At 34.3% G+C, this 19,469-nt stretch carries 18 protein-coding genes; 12 read left to right on the top strand and 6 right to left on the bottom strand.

Translation table 11 applies throughout. The features are described 5' to 3' along the window. The first annotated feature begins 3 nt into the window (after nt 1-3). Nucleotides 4-1,188 carry a pyridoxal phosphate-dependent aminotransferase gene (locus tag ACRHOC_RS00385; protein WP_431156510.1) on the top strand — a complete coding sequence of 395 codons (1,185 nt, stop codon included), beginning with the start codon at nt 4-6 and terminating at the stop codon, nt 1,186-1,188. 95 nt (nt 1,189-1,283) lie between these two features. Here the strand turns inward: ACRHOC_RS00385 and ACRHOC_RS00390 are convergent, their stop codons facing one another. The 3 genes from ACRHOC_RS00390 to trkA form a co-directional block, all read right to left on the bottom strand. Next, nucleotides 1,284-1,532, bottom strand: a complete 249-nt coding sequence (locus tag ACRHOC_RS00390) for a hypothetical protein (RefSeq protein WP_431156511.1) — start codon at nt 1,530-1,532, stop codon at nt 1,284-1,286. Between the two features lie 163 nt (nt 1,533-1,695). Next, nucleotides 1,696-3,198 carry a TrkH family potassium uptake protein gene (locus ACRHOC_RS00395; RefSeq protein WP_431156512.1) on the bottom strand — a complete coding sequence of 501 codons (1,503 nt, stop codon included), beginning with the start codon at nt 3,196-3,198 and terminating at the stop codon, nt 1,696-1,698. 2 nt (nt 3,199-3,200) lie between these two features. Beyond that, the gene (trkA, locus tag ACRHOC_RS00400) at nt 3,201-4,550 is read right to left on the bottom strand and encodes a Trk system potassium transporter TrkA (RefSeq protein ID WP_431156513.1); all 1,350 of its coding nucleotides are present in this window, start codon (nt 4,548-4,550) and stop codon (nt 3,201-3,203) included. Nucleotides 4,551-4,680: 130 nt separating this feature from the next. Here trkA and ubiE point away from each other — a divergent pair, with 130 nt between their 5' ends. Beyond that, on the top strand, nt 4,681-5,412 hold the full coding sequence (gene ubiE / locus ACRHOC_RS00405; RefSeq protein ID WP_431156514.1) for a bifunctional demethylmenaquinone methyltransferase/2-methoxy-6-polyprenyl-1,4-benzoquinol methylase UbiE: 732 nt from the start codon (nt 4,681-4,683) through the stop codon (nt 5,410-5,412). A 1-nt stretch (nt 5,413) separates the two neighbouring features. Further along, a complete protein-coding gene (locus tag ACRHOC_RS00410) occupies nt 5,414-6,130 on the top strand; it encodes a porin family protein (protein ID WP_431156515.1) in 717 nt (238 codons plus the stop codon). On the opposite strand, the gene ACRHOC_RS00415 is transcribed toward ACRHOC_RS00410, so the two are convergent. Further along, on the bottom strand, nt 6,117-6,851 hold the full coding sequence (locus tag ACRHOC_RS00415; RefSeq protein WP_431156516.1) for a TrmH family RNA methyltransferase: 735 nt from the start codon (nt 6,849-6,851) through the stop codon (nt 6,117-6,119). The two genes, ACRHOC_RS00410 and ACRHOC_RS00415, sit on opposite strands and share 14 nt — an antisense overlap. A 98-nt stretch (nt 6,852-6,949) precedes the next feature. Between ACRHOC_RS00415 and ACRHOC_RS00420 the strand changes: the two genes are divergently transcribed. From ACRHOC_RS00420 to ACRHOC_RS00435, 4 genes are all read left to right on the top strand, one after another. Beyond that, on the top strand, nt 6,950-9,535 hold the full coding sequence (locus ACRHOC_RS00420; protein ID WP_431156517.1) for a BamA/TamA family outer membrane protein: 2,586 nt from the start codon (nt 6,950-6,952) through the stop codon (nt 9,533-9,535). 117 nt (nt 9,536-9,652) lie between these two features. After that, nucleotides 9,653-10,720: a class II fructose-bisphosphate aldolase gene (fbaA, locus tag ACRHOC_RS00425; RefSeq protein ID WP_431156518.1), complete on the top strand. Its 1,068-nt coding sequence runs from the start codon at nt 9,653-9,655 to the stop codon at nt 10,718-10,720. A 210-nt stretch (nt 10,721-10,930) separates the two neighbouring features. Then, nucleotides 10,931-11,791, top strand: coding sequence for an acetyl-CoA carboxylase, carboxyltransferase subunit beta (gene accD, locus ACRHOC_RS00430; RefSeq protein WP_431156519.1), 861 nt, complete (start codon nt 10,931-10,933; stop codon nt 11,789-11,791). An 86-nt stretch (nt 11,792-11,877) separates the two neighbouring features. Further along, nucleotides 11,878-12,912, top strand: coding sequence for a T9SS type A sorting domain-containing protein (locus ACRHOC_RS00435; protein ID WP_431156521.1), 1,035 nt, complete (start codon nt 11,878-11,880; stop codon nt 12,910-12,912). A gap of 59 nt (nt 12,913-12,971) precedes the next feature. On the opposite strand, the gene ACRHOC_RS00440 is transcribed toward ACRHOC_RS00435, so the two are convergent. Then, nucleotides 12,972-13,817, bottom strand: a complete 846-nt coding sequence (locus tag ACRHOC_RS00440; RefSeq protein WP_431156522.1) for a hypothetical protein — start codon at nt 13,815-13,817, stop codon at nt 12,972-12,974. Between the two features lie 278 nt (nt 13,818-14,095). Here ACRHOC_RS00440 and rpsO point away from each other — a divergent pair, with 278 nt between their 5' ends. From rpsO to rpe, 5 genes are all read left to right on the top strand, one after another. Further along, nucleotides 14,096-14,365, top strand: a complete 270-nt coding sequence (gene rpsO / locus ACRHOC_RS00445; RefSeq protein ID WP_431156523.1) for a 30S ribosomal protein S15 — start codon at nt 14,096-14,098, stop codon at nt 14,363-14,365. Between the two features lie 195 nt (nt 14,366-14,560). Beyond that, a complete protein-coding gene (locus ACRHOC_RS00450) occupies nt 14,561-16,813 on the top strand; it encodes a polyribonucleotide nucleotidyltransferase (RefSeq protein ID WP_431156524.1) in 2,253 nt (750 codons plus the stop codon). A 202-nt stretch (nt 16,814-17,015) separates the two neighbouring features. Next, a complete protein-coding gene (locus ACRHOC_RS00455; RefSeq protein WP_114300575.1) occupies nt 17,016-17,879 on the top strand; it encodes a sigma-70 family RNA polymerase sigma factor in 864 nt (287 codons plus the stop codon). Nucleotides 17,880-18,025: 146 nt separating this feature from the next. Continuing rightward, nucleotides 18,026-18,175, top strand: coding sequence for a BLUF domain-containing protein (locus ACRHOC_RS00460; protein ID WP_431156525.1), 150 nt, complete (start codon nt 18,026-18,028; stop codon nt 18,173-18,175). A gap of 107 nt (nt 18,176-18,282) precedes the next feature. Further along, the gene (gene rpe / locus ACRHOC_RS00465) at nt 18,283-18,942 is read left to right on the top strand and encodes a ribulose-phosphate 3-epimerase (protein WP_431156526.1); all 660 of its coding nucleotides are present in this window, start codon (nt 18,283-18,285) and stop codon (nt 18,940-18,942) included. A gap of 25 nt (nt 18,943-18,967) precedes the next feature. Here rpe and ACRHOC_RS00470 read toward each other — a convergent pair whose 3' ends face one another. Beyond that, a complete protein-coding gene (locus ACRHOC_RS00470; RefSeq protein ID WP_431156527.1) occupies nt 18,968-19,387 on the bottom strand; it encodes a CBS domain-containing protein in 420 nt (139 codons plus the stop codon). Nucleotides 19,388-19,469 lie beyond the last annotated feature (82 nt).

A 19,469-nucleotide genomic window follows, 5' to 3' on the forward strand; every position in this document is an offset into this window, starting at 1 on the left:
ATCATGAACCAACTTTCAGATAGAATTAATAATCTATCGACATCAGCTACCCTTGCTATGGCAGCTAAAGCTAGAGAGTTAAGAGCCGAGGGAAAAGACATTATTGGACTAAGTTTAGGAGAACCAGATTTTAATACACCAGATTTCATTAAGGATGCCGCCATTAAAGCTATTAATGATGACTACAACAGTTACACACCTGTTGATGGCTATGGTGATTTAAAAGATGCTATTATTACGAAGTTTAAACGCGATAATAATCTTGTTTATAACCCTGCTCAAATAGTTGTATCCACAGGTGCAAAACAATCGCTATCTAATGTTGCTGCAGTGTTAATCAATGAGGGTGATGAAGTAATTCTTCCTTGTCCTTACTGGGTCAGCTATAGCGATATTGTAAAACTAAATGGAGGTGTACCGGTCGAGGTAAAAACATCGATAGATACAGATTTTAAAATGACCGCTACTCAATTAGAGGAAGCTATTACACCAAAAACAAAAATGATTTGGTATAGTTCACCCTGCAACCCAAGCGGATCGGTCTACAGTGAGGAAGAGCTACGATCATTAGCTGATGTACTCCAAAAACACCCTCATATTTATGTTGTATCTGATGAAATATATGAACATATCAATTTTAAAGGTGGCCACTTTAGTATGGCAAATTTTAGTGATATGTATGATAGAACAATTACTGTAAATGGTGTATCGAAGGCTTTCGCAATGACCGGTTGGAGGATTGGTTATATTGGTGCTCCAGATTGGATTGCTAGAGCATGTAATAAGATGCAGGGGCAAGTTACAAGTGGTGCTAATTGTATTGCGCAACGCGCAGTTATTTCAGCCTTAGAGGCAGATCCATCGCGTATTTCATATATGGTTGAAAAGTTTAAAGAACGTCGTAAACTTATTTTAGGACTACTTAATAACATTGAAGGTTTTAAAACGAATGAACCTGAAGGTGCATTTTATGTTTTTCCCGATGTCTCAGCATATTTTGGTAAAACAGTAAAAGGTACTACTATAAACAATGCTACTGATATGTCCATGTTTTTACTGCAAGAAGCCCTTGTTGCGACGGTTACAGGAGAAGCATTTGGTAATCCAAACTGTATAAGAATTTCTTATGCCGCATCAGAAGAAAATATAAAAGAGGCAATTAAACGTATAGAAGAAGCGTTAAGCTAACATATCGTTTCATCAATCGCCTTTTTTTATTAGAAAAGCTATAACCAAAAGTAGGTTATAGCTTTTTTATTTAAAGATTGATCTAGTATATCGATTTAGAATATTGCAATGAGCAATATGGCAAAAAATGTAACTTTCAAAATAGCTTCGGTATGATTAACCATATTTAATTGAGAAGCTCTAAGACGTCGTCTAATTCCAAAAATTGACTTTGAAGTCGATGCACTAAAATTTTCTCGCACTAATGATTTATAGTTTGAATTTAGAATTCCATGATTTGTAAAATGTCTTACTTCAATGGGTTCTGGTACTGTTTCTAATTCTTGGTTTAATAATAATTCCATGACTGATGATTTTAATTGGTTACATGAATAAGACGGACATTTAAAAAAAATGTTACAGCCTTAAGTCCAACTATAGAAAAACTTAGGAACATCAATCTCAAAAAATATCAGTAAAATTATAGGCTAGCTATATTTTATAAATTTTTAAATTTTTTTGAAAAACCTATCGATTTCGCCAGAAAAATGGTGTTAATAGGATCAAAATTGTGAAGAGTTCCAAACGCCCTAACAACATTAAAAATGAAGCCCACCATTTTCCTAAAGCTGGTAATACAGCATAATTATTAACTGGACCAAAATCCCCAAGCGCCGGACCAACATTTCCTAAACTTGATGCTGAAAGGCCAATTGCAGATTCAAAGTCCATCTGAAACATTGAAAAAATTGCTGCACCAATAATAAAGGAAAGCATATAGAGGATAAAGAACCCTAGTATATTAAATACAATTTCGCCTGAAATTGATTTTTTATTGTAACGCACTGGTAAAATAGCATTGGGGTGCAAAGCCCTCTTAAACTCTAAAAAGCCATTCTTTATTAAAATGAGATGCCTTACAACTTTAACACCACCCGACGTACTACCTGCAGACCCACCTAGAAACATAAGTCCAAAGAAAAACACGGTTAAAAAAGGTGTCCACATTGTATAGTCGGCTGTTACAAATCCTGTTGTAGTCACAATAGCTAACACCTGAAATAAACCATGTCTAATGGCACTTTCACCTTCCCCAAGCACCATAGGATGCGCTACTGAAGACTCTGAGACATTAGCTCTAAAGTAAATTAGTAAGGCTGCAACGATGGTGAAACATAAAATGAATCTGAAGTAAAGCTTAAATTCATCATCCTTAGTAATCTTTGATACTTTGCCCTTGAATAAATAATAGCTCAAAACAAAATTGGTTCCCGCAAGGAACATGAAGAATATAATTATGTATTGTATTGCTGGATTGTCATTCCAGTGGGCAATACTAGCGTTTTTAGTTGAAAAACCTCCCGTTGAGAGCGTACTTAAAGCATGATTAATGGCGTCGAAAAAAGACATTCCTGCAATCTGTAACAATATCGTTTCAGCTGCAGTATAACCCACGTAAATTAGCCAAAGACGCTTTGCTGTATCCGTTATCCTAGGATGAAGCTTATCACCACCAGGACCTGGAGCTTCGGCGGCAAAAAGCTGCATTCCACCCACTCCAAGCAATGGTAAAATAGCAATAGCCAATACAATAATACCCATACCACCAATCCAGTGTGTTGTACTACGCCAAAAAAGTACACCTTCGGGTAAAACCTCTATATCATTTAATATACTGGCACCTGTTGTGGTATAACCAGACATCGTTTCAAAAAAGGCATCAGTAAATGTTGGAATAGCTTCTGTTACGAGATATGGTAAAGTTCCTGTAAGGGACATCACAATCCAACCAAAAGCCACCACAATATAACCTTCGCGTTTATTCATTTCCTTGCGATGGTTCCTTGTGCCTACCATAGCAAAAGTACCTATGAGAAGGGTCACTAAACCTGCTAAAAACAACTGTAATGTGACACCATCTTTATATATGAGACTAATTAACGTGGCTATCATCATAAACCCACCATTAAAAAGCAACAGCAGTCCAAAAAAATGGAAGATGATTTTATAATTTAAATGCAGTCTCGACATATTTAAGAGAAAAACGCTTCAACTTCAGATATTGAGCGTGGTAGGCAACATACTACTACCCTATCACCAGATTCTATAGTAAAGCTACCCAAAGGTATTAAACCTTCTCCATTTCTAATAACTCCTCCAAAAATTGCAGAACGTGGAAACTGAAGATCTTTTATTTGTTTATTGGTGATTTTAGATTCTGGTTTTACAACAAACTCTAAAAGTTCAGCATTCATATTGGTAAGTTTGGTCATGGCAACAACCTCCCCTTTTCTGATGTATCTAAAAATATTATTTGCTGCAAGTAATTTTTTATTGATCAAAGTATCTATCCCAATCGATTGGGACAATTGATAATAGTCCATATTTTCAACCAAGGCTATGGTCTTTTTTACACCCTTAGACTTTGCCAACAAACAGGACATTATATTAGTTTCAGAATTACCTGTAACTGAAATAAATGCGTCCATTTCTGAGATACTCTCTTCTTGTAAAATATCAACATTTCTGCCGTCACCATAAATTACTAATGCATTTGGTAAGCGATCCGCTAAATCCTCAGCAACAGACTTTTTGCTTTCTATAAGTTTTACATTAAACTTGCTAGCACAAAGATCTCTGGCAGTTTTAAATCCTATTTTACTTCCTCCAAGTATCATAACATTTTTGATTCCAACCTTAACTTTCCCTGAAAGTTCAAAAAGTTCCTCATCACCACCTTTAGAAGTCATAAATACCACTGTATCCCCTTCTTTAAATTGGGTATCTCCTCTTGGTATGATAGTATATTGGGTACCAAATCGCTGAATGGCTATTGGAATAAAATGTAGTTCAGAATATAATTCCGCTGCCTGTTTTACAGTTTTATCAATAAAAGTTGCAGTTCTAGAAAGTCTTAAACTCAACATGGTTAACGCACCTTCTTCAAACTCATAAGTATCATTAAATCCATATTGATTCAAGAGTAATTCTATTTCTGATGCCGCTAATGATTCGGGAGAAATTAACTCATCTATTCCGAACTTAGAGAAACCTATGGTCTCCTTGTCATCAATAAATTCAGTATTAGAAATTCGGGCTATGGTTCGCTCGGCACCTAATTGTTTTGCTAAAACTGACGCTGTAATATTTGTAGTTTCAGAAGACGTTACTGCAATAAATAAAGCTGTATTTTCAATACGCGCTTCTCTCAGGATTGAAATAGAAGTCGCATCACCTTTAATGGTCTTAATATCTAAATGCTCACCAGCATAGGCGAGGCTATCTTTTCTAGTATCAATAAGTGTTATCTCTTGCGACTCGTAGGATAATAATTTAGCTAAATGAAATCCTACCTCTCCAGCACCTGCGATAATTATTTTCATCTAATTTAGTTCAAATAGGCCTACAAATATACATATAATTTGATGTGAGCATCAATTTTAAAAATGATATAATAAGAATCGGAAATTATTAAGAACTCTCATAATACCTTATATTTGCAAAAATTTTTTCATGGCAGAAAAAGTGAAACCATATAAGGATAGTGAAGCCTCCAAAAAGAGTCAGGTTACTCAGATGTTTGACACCATTTCGGGAGAATATGACGACTTAAATAGAGTTATTTCATTTGGCATTGATGTAAAATGGCGAAACAAGGTGGTTAAGCTAGTTTCTGAGACCAATCCTAAAAATATTCTTGATATTGCTACAGGCACAGGTGATCTAGCAATTAATCTTGCTAAAACTAGTGCTACGGAAATAATTGGATTAGATATTAGTGATGGCATGTTAGAAGTTGGTAGAAAAAAAATTACCAATAAAAAACTAGATGGTGTCATTTCTATGATTATCGGCGATTCTGAAGATTTACCATTTGAGGACAACACGTTTGACGCTATTACCGTTGCATTTGGAGTGAGAAACTTTGAAAATTTAGAAAAGGGTCTTGCTGAGATTTTAAGAGTACTAAAGCCAGATGGTATTTTTGTAATTTTAGAAACTTCAGTACCAACAAATCCTATCTACAAATTTGGTTACAATACTTATTCTAAATATATTTTGCCAACCATTGGGAAATTATTTTCTAAGGACCGTGTCGCATATAAATATTTAAGTGAATCGGCATCTGTATTTCCTTATGGTGAGGAGCTAAACAATATTTTAAGAAAAATTGGGTTTATTAATGTCGTAGATAAACCCCAAACAATGGGTGTAGCCACCATTTATACTGCATCCAAAGCATAGAATGAAAAAATTCGTAATATTTTTAACCTTACTTTTAGTAGCTCAAGTTGCTAATGCTCAGTTATTTACTAAAGAAAAAGTATCAAACAATATTGATAACATTGATCAAAAGCTGTTGACTTGGGGCTATTTTCTCGGATTCAATCAGTATGATTTCAAATTTGAATACAACCAAGACCTCGAAGATATTTTAGTAGACAAATCGTTTGGATTTCACTTAGGTTTAATTGGAGACTTACGAATTAACGACTACATGAATTTAAGGTTGGAACCTGGTGTATTTTTTACCACTAGAAATTTGCGCTATGATGAAAGTTACTTCAATGGCGCCATGGTAAGCGATGCTGATTTACTCAGAGAAGTAAAATCTACCTATGTGCACCTTCCATTACTGCTTAAGATTTCAACAAAAAGAATAAATAATTTTAAGCCTTTCATCGTAGGCGGTATATCTACTGCACTTAACCTCTCCAGTAACCAAGAAAATCCAGACGATAATAGCGCAGGTCAATTTAGAATGAAAAAAGGCACCTATTTCTATGAAATTGGATTCGGTATCGACTTGTATCTTTTATACTTCAAATTTACACCCTCTATAAGAGGAATATTTGCAATTAATGATGAAGTGGTTAGAGACTCAGACCCTAATAGTCCATGGACTGGTAATATCGCGAAAATGCAGACTCGAGGTGTATTTATCAATTTTACTTTTCAATAGTCTTACGACAAAACTCACTTAATACAATTGCAGTTGCATTAGCCACATTGAGACTTTCTGTATTTTTAAGGTCACCAAACTGAGGAATCGTAATTTTCTTATCTACTAATGCTGAAATGCCCTGAGAAATGCCATTAGCTTCATTACCAAAAATGATTAATCCTTCCTCAGATAAATCTGAAGCGTATATATTATCACCGCTCATAAAAGTGCCATAGACTGGTAAATCAGAACTTTTTATAAAATCTAATAAGTCCTTATAATCAATTTTGATACGTGCTAAAGATCCCATTGAGGCCTGCACAACTTTAGGGTTATAGCAATCTACAGAATTAGGACTACAAATAATCTGTTTTATATCAAACCAATCACAAAGTCTAATGATGGTTCCTAGATTTCCAGGATCCCTAATATCATCTAATACTACAGACAACCCAGATTTATTTATTTTCAGCGTGGCAGGAATCTTAAATATTGCTAACGCTTTATTAGGATTTTTTAGAAATGAAATCCGATTTAAGTCTTTATCTGAAATTATTGAATAATTCTCATCTTCAACATCAAACAATGCTTCTGTAGTAAAAAGATGGTTTAGTTCAATTGGAGAGTTTAAAAATTCTGCTATACCTTTTATTCCCTCAACCACAAACAAACCTTCTTGGTGTCTGTACTTTTTTTGACCTAAACTTTTAATTAACTTTATTTGATGCTTTGTAACCATTAAAATGTATTTACATTTGTTTGATAAAGTACAAAGTAAATCTTTTTTGGACTAATTTTTGTTCAGTAAGGATCATATCTAATTAATGTATAAGACTTTTGAGACTAGCAATTTATCTTGCTTTTAGGAAATTTTTTTGTGGAACTATCCCTCGTGCCATAGTCCTTATACTTCTTCTAATACAAGTAAGTTCTTGCAACATTGTTAAACGTGTAAAATCTGGCGAACATCTTATTACTGAAAATATTATCCTCGAAGATGGGAAAGTAAATAAGCAAGAACGTGTAAATAATATCATAATACAGAAGGTTAATTCTGGCATGCAAGGCATCATTAGAGCACCACTTAAGTTACACTTATACAATCTTGCAAGACCCAATATTGACTCTATAATCGATGCTAGAATATTAAGTAAGCCAACTAAAGTAAAACGTAAAACAAATCTCTTATCCAAAAAACAATTTGATCGCTTTATCGATTCTAAACGGAGTTTTAATAGTTGGTTAAAACGCACTGGTGAAGCACCTGTGATTTATAATGATGCTAAAACACAAAAAACAGCATCTAATCTCAATAAGTATTATGCAAAGCGTGGTTGGTTTAACAATACTGTTGACTTTGAAGTAGAAAAAGACAGCAATAAACGTGCAAAAGTATCCTACAAGATAACTAAGAATCAGCCTTATATTTTAGATTCAATAAAACCGATGATAAGCAGTCCTGCAATTGACAGTTTATATTCTGAATTCAGTAAGTCCTCATTACTTAAAAAGGGAGATCAATTTGATGAAGACAATTATGACCGTGAAAGGGAGCGCATTAATGCATACTTGAGAAATTCTGGTTTCTATTATTTTGGACAAGACTATATTAGAATGGTCATTGATACTATTGGTACTAATCATAAGGTAAATACCGAGCTTATCATTGCCGATAGAGCAATTAGAGGCGAAGATTCAACAATCACTAGACCATTTAAGGTTTACAAAATAAAAGAGATTAACATTTTTACCGATGACAATTTTGACAATAGATTCAAAGCAATTTCAGATACGACACATTACGGTGATTATACGCTATACAGCAAGAATAAACTAAAGTTTAGACCTAAGGCCTTAACAGATGCTGTTTTTATTCAAAAAGGAGATATCTACAGTGACCTAGCAAGGAGTCGAACATCTCGATATCTCAACGATTTACAAATGTTTAGGTATCCAAGTATAGACTATGTAGAAAATGAGGAAGACACTACCTTAACTGCAAATATCTATCTCGAACCTAGAAAGAAATATACACTTAGTTTCGATCCAGAAATTAATCAAAGTAACATTCAGACAATTGGTTTTTCCTTCAGTACAGGACTGAAAATTAGAAATATATTCCGAGGTGCAGAAACATTAGAAGTTACAGGAATTGCGGCCATTGGTGCATCTAAAGACAGATCTGATGACGCTTCGGCATTTTTTGATATCAATGAATTTGGTGGTAACATAAGGCTGACACTACCTAGGCTATTTACACCTTTTAATACAGATAAAATAATACCGAAGTACATGTCGCCAAATACGGTAATTAACTTATCTACCACAAGCCAACAAAATATTGGTCTAGATAAACAGACCTTTGCTGGGATTGTAGCATATAACTGGTCTCCAAAAAACACAGTGACAAATTCAGTTGAGTTATTTAATGTTCAATTTGTTAAAAATCTAAATACAGACAACTATTTTGGTGTATATAGTAACTCCTTTAATAGACTCGATAATATCGCTCGCGATATTGGATATATAGGACAAAACGAATCATTAGAAAATCCTGCAAATAACTTTGGACCTGCAGATGTATTTATTGATGATGTCCTCAATGAAAACACATCATTAACACCTCAAGATGAAGATTATATTTCAGTAAGCAATATAGATGAGCGTAAGGACAGATTAACAGAAAACAACCTCATCTTTTCATCGAGTTTTGATTACAAAAAAGACAAGCGCCAAAATATTTTTGACAATGATTTCTCTATATTTAAGTGGCGTGTGGAGCTAGCAGGAAATTTACTTTCTAATTTCTCGGAACTCTTTGGGAGTACAAAAAACGAAAACGGCAACTATGAAGTATTTGGTGTGGCCTTTTCACAATATTTCAAAACCGAGATAGACTATGTAAAGTATTTCGACTTTGGACGTAATAACATCTTTGCTTTTAGAAGTTATGCTGGTATTGCCATACCATATGGTAATTCTAATAGTATTCCTTTTGCTGAGAGTTTCTTTGGAGGTGGACCAAATGACAACCGTGCATGGACGGCATATAATTTAGGGCCTGGTCGCTCAAACAATACCAATGAATTTAATGAGGCCAATTTTAAAATACACATTAGTGCAGAACAGCGATTTGGTTTATTTGGTGATTTAAGAGGTGCTTTATTTGTAGACGTTGGTAATATCTGGAATGTTTTGGACAATGTTGAAGATGAAGACGCAACATTTACAGGATTTAAGTCTTTACAAGATATTGCTGTTGGTTCAGGTTTTGGATTGCGCTATGATTTCGACTTCTTTGTACTGAGATTTGATGTTGGATTTAAAACTTATGATCCTGCACAAGATTTAGATAATAGATGGTTTAGAGACTATAATTTTAGAAATGCCGTCTATAATATTGGTATCAATTATCCATTTTAGGACAAGCTCATTCTTCGACATCGTTTTCGTTTTTTATTCTTCATTTATCTTCCATTTCAGACACAATAATTTTTAAAATTATGTATTTTTGAACTCTAAATTTTCAATCATAATACTATGAGTCACAATATCAAACCTGGTGTAGCAACAGGTAGAGAAGTTCAGGAAATATTCAATTTAGCGAAAGAAAAGGGGTTTGCCTTACCAGCAGTAAATGTTATAGGTTCAAACTCAATTAATGGTGTTTTAGAAACCGCTAAAGAACTTAATGCTCCTGTTATCATTCAATTTTCCAATGGAGGTGCACAATTTAATGCAGGTAAAGGATTAAGCAACGAAGATCAGAAAGCAGCAATCGCTGGTTCTATTGCAGGTGCAAAGCACGTACATCAAATGGCGGAAGCTTACGGAGTTCCTGTAATATTACATACGGACCACTGTGCAAAAAAATTATTGCCTTGGATTGATGGATTATTAGATGCAAGTGAACAACACTTTAAAGAAACAGGAAAATCACTGTTTAGTTCACATATGATCGATCTTTCTGAAGAGCCTCTTGAAGAGAATATTGAGATTTGTAAAACCTACCTTGAGCGCATGAGCAAAATGGGTATGACATTGGAGATCGAACTAGGTATTACAGGTGGTGAAGAAGATGGTGTAGATAATAGTGATGTAGACGAATCTAAATTATATACTCAGCCAGAAGAGGTAGCATATGCATATGAGGAATTAATGAAAGTAAGTGACCAATTTACCGTCGCTGCTGCTTTTGGAAATGTACATGGTGTATATAAACCTGGGAATGTAAAATTGACTCCGAAAATCTTAAAGAACTCTCAGGAGTATGTTTCAGAAAAATACAATGTAGAACATAATCATATTGATTTTGTTTTCCACGGAGGATCTGGTTCAACAGTAGAAGAAATTAGAGAAGCTATTGGATATGGTGTTATTAAAATGAATATCGATACCGATATGCAATGGGCTTTCTTAAGTGGTGTAAGAGATTACATCGATGAGAAAAAGGACTATTTACAAACGCAGATTGGTAGTCCAGATGGTCCAGACTCACCAAACAAAAAATACTACGATCCACGCGTTTGGTTACGCAAAGGAGAATTGTCTTTCGTAGAAAGATTAAAGAAAGCGTTTGAAGATTTAAATAATGTAGATACATTGTAAAAATCTCATTGCTAACAATTTATAGAACCCACTAAATGATTTGTTTTTAGTGGGTTTTCATTTACTACATTTTGAATTGTTGTAATTACCAATTTTTGAAGATAAATTGGAATGTAGTAATTTTATAAATCATACATTTGCAGAATAACTAACTAGAACTTTGATTAAGATTTAAACGCTTAATCTTGAATCCAAAAAATATAATTTTATATGACAGCTTGGTTCAAAAGAAAAGACAAAGGTATTCAGACCTCAACTGAAGAAAAAAAAGACACACCTAAAGGCTTATGGTATAAGTCGCCAACTGGTAAAATAATAGACACCAAAGAACTTGAACAAAATTTTTATGTGAGCCCAGAAGATGGATACCATGTAAGAATTGGAAGTAAAGAATATTTCGAAATCCTTTTTGATGACAACAAATTTAAAGAGTTAGATGCAGGACTTAGCTCAAAGGATCCTCTAAAATTCGTCGATACTAAAAAATATCCAGACCGTTTAAAAGCCGCACAGGCTAAAACCAATCTCAAGGATGCGGTTAGAACGGCAGTAGGTAAATCAATGGGCAAGGATTTAGTCATTGCTTGTATGGATTTTGCCTTCATAGGTGGTTCTATGGGAAGTGTTGTAGGTGAAAAAATTGCTAGAGCAGCAGATTACGCTTTAAAGAAAAAACTCCCATTTATGATTATTTCTAAATCTGGTGGTGCACGTATGATGGAAGCGGCTTATTCATTAATGCAGTTAGCTAAAACTTCTGCTAAACTTGCGCAGTTGGCAGATGCAAAAATTCCGTATATCTCTTTATGTACAGATCCTACTACTGGTGGAACTACTGCTTCATTTGCGATGTTAGGTGATATTAATATTTCTGAGCCTGGAGCGCTTATTGGGTTTGCAGGACCAAGAGTTGTTAGAGACACCACAGGTCAAGAGTTACCTGAAGGATTTCAAACATCAGAGTTTTTATTAGAACATGGCTTCTTAGATTTTATTTCTCATCGTAAAGATCTTAAGAGAAAAATTAATCTTTACATCGATTTAATTACAAATCAGCCATTAAGAAATTAATAAACTAAAGACCTCAGATTGAGGTCTTTTTTTGTATCTCAAAAATTGGTTAATTTCGCGATTCGCAATTAACCAATATTTAGTCCATGAAACAAAAACTACTTTTTTTATTAGTAGCTGGCATTTATTTAGGCCATGCTCAAGCTCCTATTAGTCAATTTGCAAATGACTCTCAGACAAGTTATGCCATTGTAAATTCTACTAATCCTATTGACCAAAGCACAACAGGTTCTGCATTAACCTGGAACTTTACCATGCTCTCACAGGTTGGTACTAATACAGATTCTAACGCGGCACCAACTGCCTTAGAATTATCAACTTACCTAAATACGACGGAAGTTTTAACCGTTACAACAGATGCCATGCCTCCTGTTGCGACTAAGGTATTTATTAGAGATAATTCTGGTGAAATTTCTTTAACAGGTGCTGAACAAGGATCAGATTTAACACTAATATTTGATAATAATGCAACACTTGGTACTTTTCCTTTAAGCTTTAATTATTCAAATTCAGATACTACAAGCGGTGAGTTCACTGGTGAGGCTAATGGAACAGGTATAGCAGGTACATTTTCGGGTACATTTGACACTGACGTTGATGCCTACGGGACTTTAAATCTAAATGATTTTGGATTAGGTTCTTATTCTGGCAGTGTTACAAGGTTAAAAACTGACCTCAGTATATCGCTTGTAGTGGCTAGCGTATTCAACATAGGAACAGTAGATCAAACTAATTATTACTATTACGATGATACAACTGGTGACCTTGTATTTAGAACTTCGACCAATATTATTGATATTGATTTTCTAGGTAACGTAGTTAATGAAACTGTTGTTCTTTATGAAGCATTAGATCAAAGTGTTTTAGGTAATGACGAAGTTAATTTAGAATCTAATACTATATCAATTTATCCAAACCCAGTAAAGGAAACCTTAAATATTGTTTTGGACGAAACTTCAGAAATCGAAAACATTATTATTTCAGATTTAAATGGTAGACAGTTTAATTTTGAAGGCATTCAAAATAAAAGCATAGATGTATCTAGCCTTTCGAGCGGATTTTATTTGCTACAGATTTATTCAAATAAGGGTATACAGTCAAAAAAGTTTTTCAAACAATAATATTAAAAAAGAGCTACAAACTATGTAGCTCTTTTTCTTTATATACCCTAAATAAACCACTAATTTAGAGTTATTTCAATTTCGGTTCCGTTGTTGAATGTAAATGTTGCCTGGTTATCGCAATCTCCATTGCCGTAATCAAACAATCCTCCAAAGTTTGTTCGTTGTACATCGAACGAACCACTTACAAAATAAGTACAGATAACTTCTCTTCTTAATGGCGTTATAACTTCATAAGTGTGCGTATTACCATTTACAAAAGTAGCAGTCCAATTACCAGTAATTTCAAAAACGTTATCACTAAAAATACCACTACCAAATCCTTCTACCCACTCTCTTATTCGAGTTCCTTCACGAGACGCCTGTACGCCACTTGGCCAAATCACAGTTACCTCTAACGAATGTGTAAATTGAGGATTGCCATTTTCATTCGATAATTCTTTGAGTATCGATCTGCTTCCGATGACATTTTTGTCATCAAAATAAAAATCTAACAAATTGTAATTAATAGAAATTTGTTGTGCTTCGGGATCTCTTGTATAATCAAAAATAATCTGACCCTTTAAAATATGACCATTAACCAAACAGCCTTCAGTACCAAAATCTAATGTCACTTCACGGTAACCTTGTTCAGCTAAAACGGTTATCGTAACACATGGAGGTATATCACCAGTATAGTTACCTCTTCCTGTTTCGCTAACTTCTTGTCCTTCATAGGCATCAATAATCAAATCTCCCAAAATATTATCTACTTGGTCAATTTCCGCAGATTTTTGAACTTCCTGCGTTTCTTCAACTTGATTAGTAATTTCAGGTGCATCTTCATCTTTATTACAAGAAGTAAGAATCAAACCTAAAACGACAAAACCAACTAGTCCTTTTTTAATTGCATTTAATTTTTTCATGATTACTTTTTTAATGTTAATATACTGTTAAGACCTAGGCAATCGAAAAAGGTTTAATTCCATAAAAATTATTCTGCAGTCTAAGTGACTTCCTTTAAGGAAATCTAACCTGTATTAAAATTTAAAACTGAGTCGCACTATTAAAATATTGATAGCTAAGTATTTAATAATCAAAAGAAAAGTTGTTGAAAAATCTATAAATTGCAAAAAAGCGCTATATTTGCACGCTGAAAGAAAGTCTTTCATAATACATAACAATCATTTACAATAATATTAGAATGTATCTTACAAAAGAAAAAAAAGAAGAAATCTTCGCTAAACACGGTAAAGGAAATAATGATACCGGTTCTGCAGAAGGACAGATTGCACTGTTTACATACAGAATTAATCACTTAACTGAACACCTTAAAAATAATCGTAAAGATTATAATACAGAGCGTTCATTGGTAAAATTAGTAGGAAAGAGACGTGCACTACTAGATTACCTAACTAAAAAAGATATCTTGAGATACCGAGCTATAGTTAAAGAGCTTGGATTAAGAAAATAATTTTTGCAAAGACCACGTTTAAAGACGTGGTCTTTTTTTAACTTTATCACTCATTCGTAAGAGTTTAAAAAGCGAATTGAAGAAGCTACTCATAGTTTTTCATTGGTCATAACAACAACTACACAACAACACAACGACCATTGTTTAACAAAGTGATTATTGAAACGTTTCAATAACACAATTATTAAAAATTTTATGATTCCAAAAACTTACAAAGAGGTCATAGACCTTGGTGATGGTAGAGAAATATCTATCGAAACCGGAAAACTGGCTAAGCAAGCACACGGTAGTGTTGTGGTGCAGTCAGGAAAATGTATGCTATTATGTACTGTGGTATCTAATTATCATCAAGCTGATGTTGACTTTTTACCATTAACTGTTGACTATAGAGAAAAATTTGCCGCAGCAGGAAGATATCCAGGAGGATTCTTTAAACGTGAAGCAAGACCAAGTGATGGTGAAGTTTTAACCATGCGCTTAGTTGATCGTTGCCTGCGACCTTTATTCCCTAAAGATTACCATGCGGAAACACAGGTGATGATTCAACTTATGTCTCACGATCCAGAAGTTATGCCAGATGCTATGGCAGGATTAGCGGCATCTGCAGCAATTCAACTTTCAGATATTCCTTTCGAAACTGCAATATCTGAAGTAAGAGTAGCTCGTGTAGATGGTAAATTTGTTATCAATCCAAGTTTTGAGCAGTTAGCAGCCTCAGACATTGATATGATGATTGGTGCATCTGCCGACTCTGTTATGATGGTAGAAGGTGAAATGGATGAGATTTCTGAAGAAGAAATGGTAGAAGCCATTAAAGCAGCACACGAAGCTATTAAGGTTCAAATTGATGCGCAATTAAGACTTGCTGAAGCTTTCGGAAAGAAAGAAACTAGAGAATATGAGCCTGAAGTTGAAGATGAAGAATTAGCTAAGAAAATTCATGACATGGTTTATGATAAAACATATGCCATTGCCAAAGCAGGTTCTGCAAAACACGAACGTGGCGCGGCTTTTAGTGAAATAAAAGAAGCTGTTTTCGAATCATTTTCTGAAGAAGAGCAAGATGAATTAGGAAAATTAATTCATAAATATGTTGCTAAAGCTCAAAAAGAGGCTATAAGAAACTTAACTCTAGATGAAGGCCTTCGTTTAGACGGACGTAAAACGGATGAAATTAGACCAATTTGGTGTGAAGTAGATTATTTACCATCAACTCATGGTTCGGCTATTTTTACACGTGGTGAAACACAAGCTTTAGCCACAGTAACCTTAGGTACAAGTAGAGATGCAAATATTATAGATATGCCATCTTTTGAAGGTGAAGAACGTTTCTACCTACATTATAATTTCCCTCCTTTCTCAACTGGTGAGGCCAGACCAATACGTGGTACATCTCGTCGTGAAGTTGGTCATGGTAATTTAGCACAACGTGCCTTAAAAGGTATGGTGCCAGATGATTGCCCATATACTGTACGTGTTGTTTCTGAAGTATTAGAATCTAATGGCTCTTCTTCTATGGCAACCGTATGTTCTGGTACAATGGCTATGATGGATGCTGGTATTCAATTAAAGAAACCTGTTTCTGGTATTGCTATGGGTCTTATTTCTGATGGTGATAAATACGCTGTATTATCAGATATTCTTGGTGACGAAGATCACTTAGGCGATATGGACTTTAAAGTTACTGGTACTGCTGACGGTATTACAGCAACACAAATGGATATTAAGATTAAGGGACTTTCTTATGAAATTCTTGTCAAAGCTTTAATGCAAGCAAGAGAAGGTCGTCTTCATATTCTAGAAAAATTAACAGATACTATTACTGCACCAAATACCGAAGTAAAAGCACATGCTCCAAAAATTATTACTAAGGTTATCCCTGGAGAATATATCGGTGCTGTTATCGGTTCTGGTGGTAAGGTGATTCAAGAATTACAGAAAGATACAAATACAACAATTGTAATCAATGAAGATCCTGTAACTGAAGAAGGTATTGTTGAAATTCTTGGTACTGATCAAGAAGGTATCGATAAGGTTATTGCAACAATTGAAGCCTTAATGTTTAAACCAGAAGTAGGAAGCGTTTACGAAGTAAAAGTGATAAAAATGTTAGACTTTGGAGCAGTTGTAGAATATACAGAAGCTCCAGGAAATGAAGTTTTATTGCATGTAAGCGAGCTTGCTTGGGAACGCACTGAAAATGTTTCGGATGTTGTAAATATGGGTGACGTATTTGATGTGAAGTATTTTGGTACAGATCCTAAGACACGTAAAGAAAAGGTTTCTAGAAAAGCTATACTTCCAAAACCAGAAGGATGGCAACCACGTCCAAAGCGCGATAATAATAATCGTGGTAGAGACAATAGAAACAATCGTGGTCGCGACAATCGCAATAGAGATAACCGCAGAGACGATAGAAAGCCAAGAGAAGATAATAAAGAGGATTAATACTTTTTGTATCTCAATAAATAAAAAAGCCTATCAATTTTTGATGGGCTTTTTTATTGATCCACTATCTATTAGAACTAATGTTATAACACTTAAATGAAATAAAACTAAATTTTTATTTCATTTTTGTAACATTTCTTCAACTTGTTACGTATAATAAAAAGCAACACTAAGTTGCTGAATGCACAAATCTGAAAATTAAATGAGACAACTTAAAATTACTAAGCAGGTTACCAACAGGGAAACCGCATCATTAGATAAATATCTTCAAGAAATAGGAAAGGTAGATTTGATTACTGCTGATGAAGAAGTAGAATTAGCACAGCGTATTAAAGCTGGTGACCAAATCGCTTTAGAAAAGTTGACTAAAGCTAATTTACGTTTCGTTGTTTCTGTTGCAAAGCAATATCAAAATCAAGGTCTTACTTTACCAGATTTAATTAACGAAGGTAATTTAGGATTAATAAAAGCTGCACAGCGTTTTGATGAAACTCGTGGTTTTAAATTTATCTCTTATGCAGTTTGGTGGATTAGACAATCTATTTTACAGGCATTAGCAGAGCAATCTAGAATCGTAAGATTACCATTAAATAAAATTGGTTCTATCAATAAAATCAATAAGACTTTTGCTTTTCTTGAGCAAAGTCATGAGCGTCCACCATCGGCAGAGGAAATTGCCAAAGAATTAGACATGACTATTAACGATGTTAAAGAGTCTATGAAAAATTCAGGTCGCCATGTATCTATGGATGCTCCTCTTGTAGAAGGTGAGGATTCAAACTTATACGATGTATTACGCAGTGGAGAATCTCCAAATCCTGATAAAGAACTTCTACATGAATCTTTAAGAACAGAGATTGAGCGTGCCTTAGAAACACTAACACCACGTGAGGCAGATGTCATTAGATTATATTTTGGACTAGGGAATCAACATCCAATGACCCTTGAAGAAATAGGTGAAACATTCGATTTAACACGTGAGCGCGTAAGACAAATTAAAGAAAAAGCGATTAGAAGACTAAAACATACGTCGAGAAGTAAAATATTAAAGACATATTTAGGTTAGTATTTCGTATATTTAACGACCAACCTAATAAAGGTAACAACAGTTACAAAACATAACTGTTCGTTTTTTGATTGATGAAAGAACCCACGGCTGATTACCGTGGGTTCACTTTTTTTATATGTTACTTATTGTATTCCCATATATAAATGAAAGCTATCTTTTATATAAGTAGTTTTTCTAAGGGCCTTACTCGACTTATGATTGATGATATGATCCTTACTATTAATCGCAATAATAGAACACGAAGAGTTACAGGTATACTCATAATTAGAAATAAACACTTCTTTCAAAAGTAGAGCAATACTAAAAAGCTATATTTGCATTTTAATTGGATTAAGAATGCGGACTTCACGACCGCTGACGGTCTAATGGAACTAACAATTAACTTTTTAAAACAAAGCTGATGAGTAAATGCCTTATCGCCCCTTCAATGCTGGCCGCAGATTTTGGTAATCTTCAAAGAGACACTGAGATGGTAAACCAAAGTGAAGCCGATTGGTTTCACATTGATGTTATGGATGGTCATTTTGTACCAAATATTTCCTATGGAATGCCAGTTATTGAAGCAATTAAAAAGCATGCCAAGAAACCTCTTGACGTTCATTTAATGATAGAAAAACCTGAACGATATATTGAGGAATTTGCTAGAGTTGGTGCGGATATAATTACCGTGCACTATGAATCTACAGTTCATCTTCACCGAACCTTGAGGCAAATTAAAGATGCTGGTTGCAAGGCAGGAATTGTGTTAAACATCACGACACCAATTTCAGTATTAGAGGATATTTTACCTGAATGCTACATGATATTGTTAATGTCTATTAACCCAGGATTTGGAGGACAAAAGTTTGAAGAGGTGACCTATCAACGCGTGAGTAAATTAAGAAAAATGATAGATGATCAAGGACTCGACACACGTATTGAAATAGATGGTGGCGTAACCGATCAAAACATTCAAAAACTAGTCGAAGCTGGAGCGGACACTTTCGTTGCTGGAAGTCATATTTTTAAAAGCGAAAATCCAATCGGAACAATTCAACGTTTGAAAGCACTATCTAACTAAAAAAAGCGCCTTAGGCGCTTTTTTATTACAACTGTTTCATTAAAAAATGTATTAAATCTGTGGTTGTTATTATTCCAACCAAACAACCATCATCCACTACAGGTAATGCATGAAATTCATTTTCTGAGAATATTTTAGCAACCTCTTTTATTGTCGCTGTTGAAGGAACAGTAACTACATTTTTTACCATGACCTGATCAATAGAAAACATATTATATACAAGTGTATCTACCTCTTCATCGGACTCATATACAGCATCTGCAAAACTGATTCTTAATAGATCAGTGTAGCTTAGCATTCCAATAATTACTTCTTCTTGAACAACAGGAATATGTCTAATCTTATTCCTTTTAAAAAGCATTTCGGCAGTCTCCAGATCATCATCTCTGTTAAGTGCAATGATGTTCTTGGTCATTATATCGGAAACGTAAGGGATATATCTCATGATTAGTAATTTTATGATTCACTATTAAAAGTACCTCAGAAAACCCAGATAAATCATGATAAATATCATATGGCCAATAAGT

The sequence above is a fragment of the Winogradskyella poriferorum genome (assembly GCF_050618035.1).
GTDB lineage: Bacteria > Bacteroidota > Bacteroidia > Flavobacteriales > Flavobacteriaceae > Winogradskyella > Winogradskyella poriferorum_A.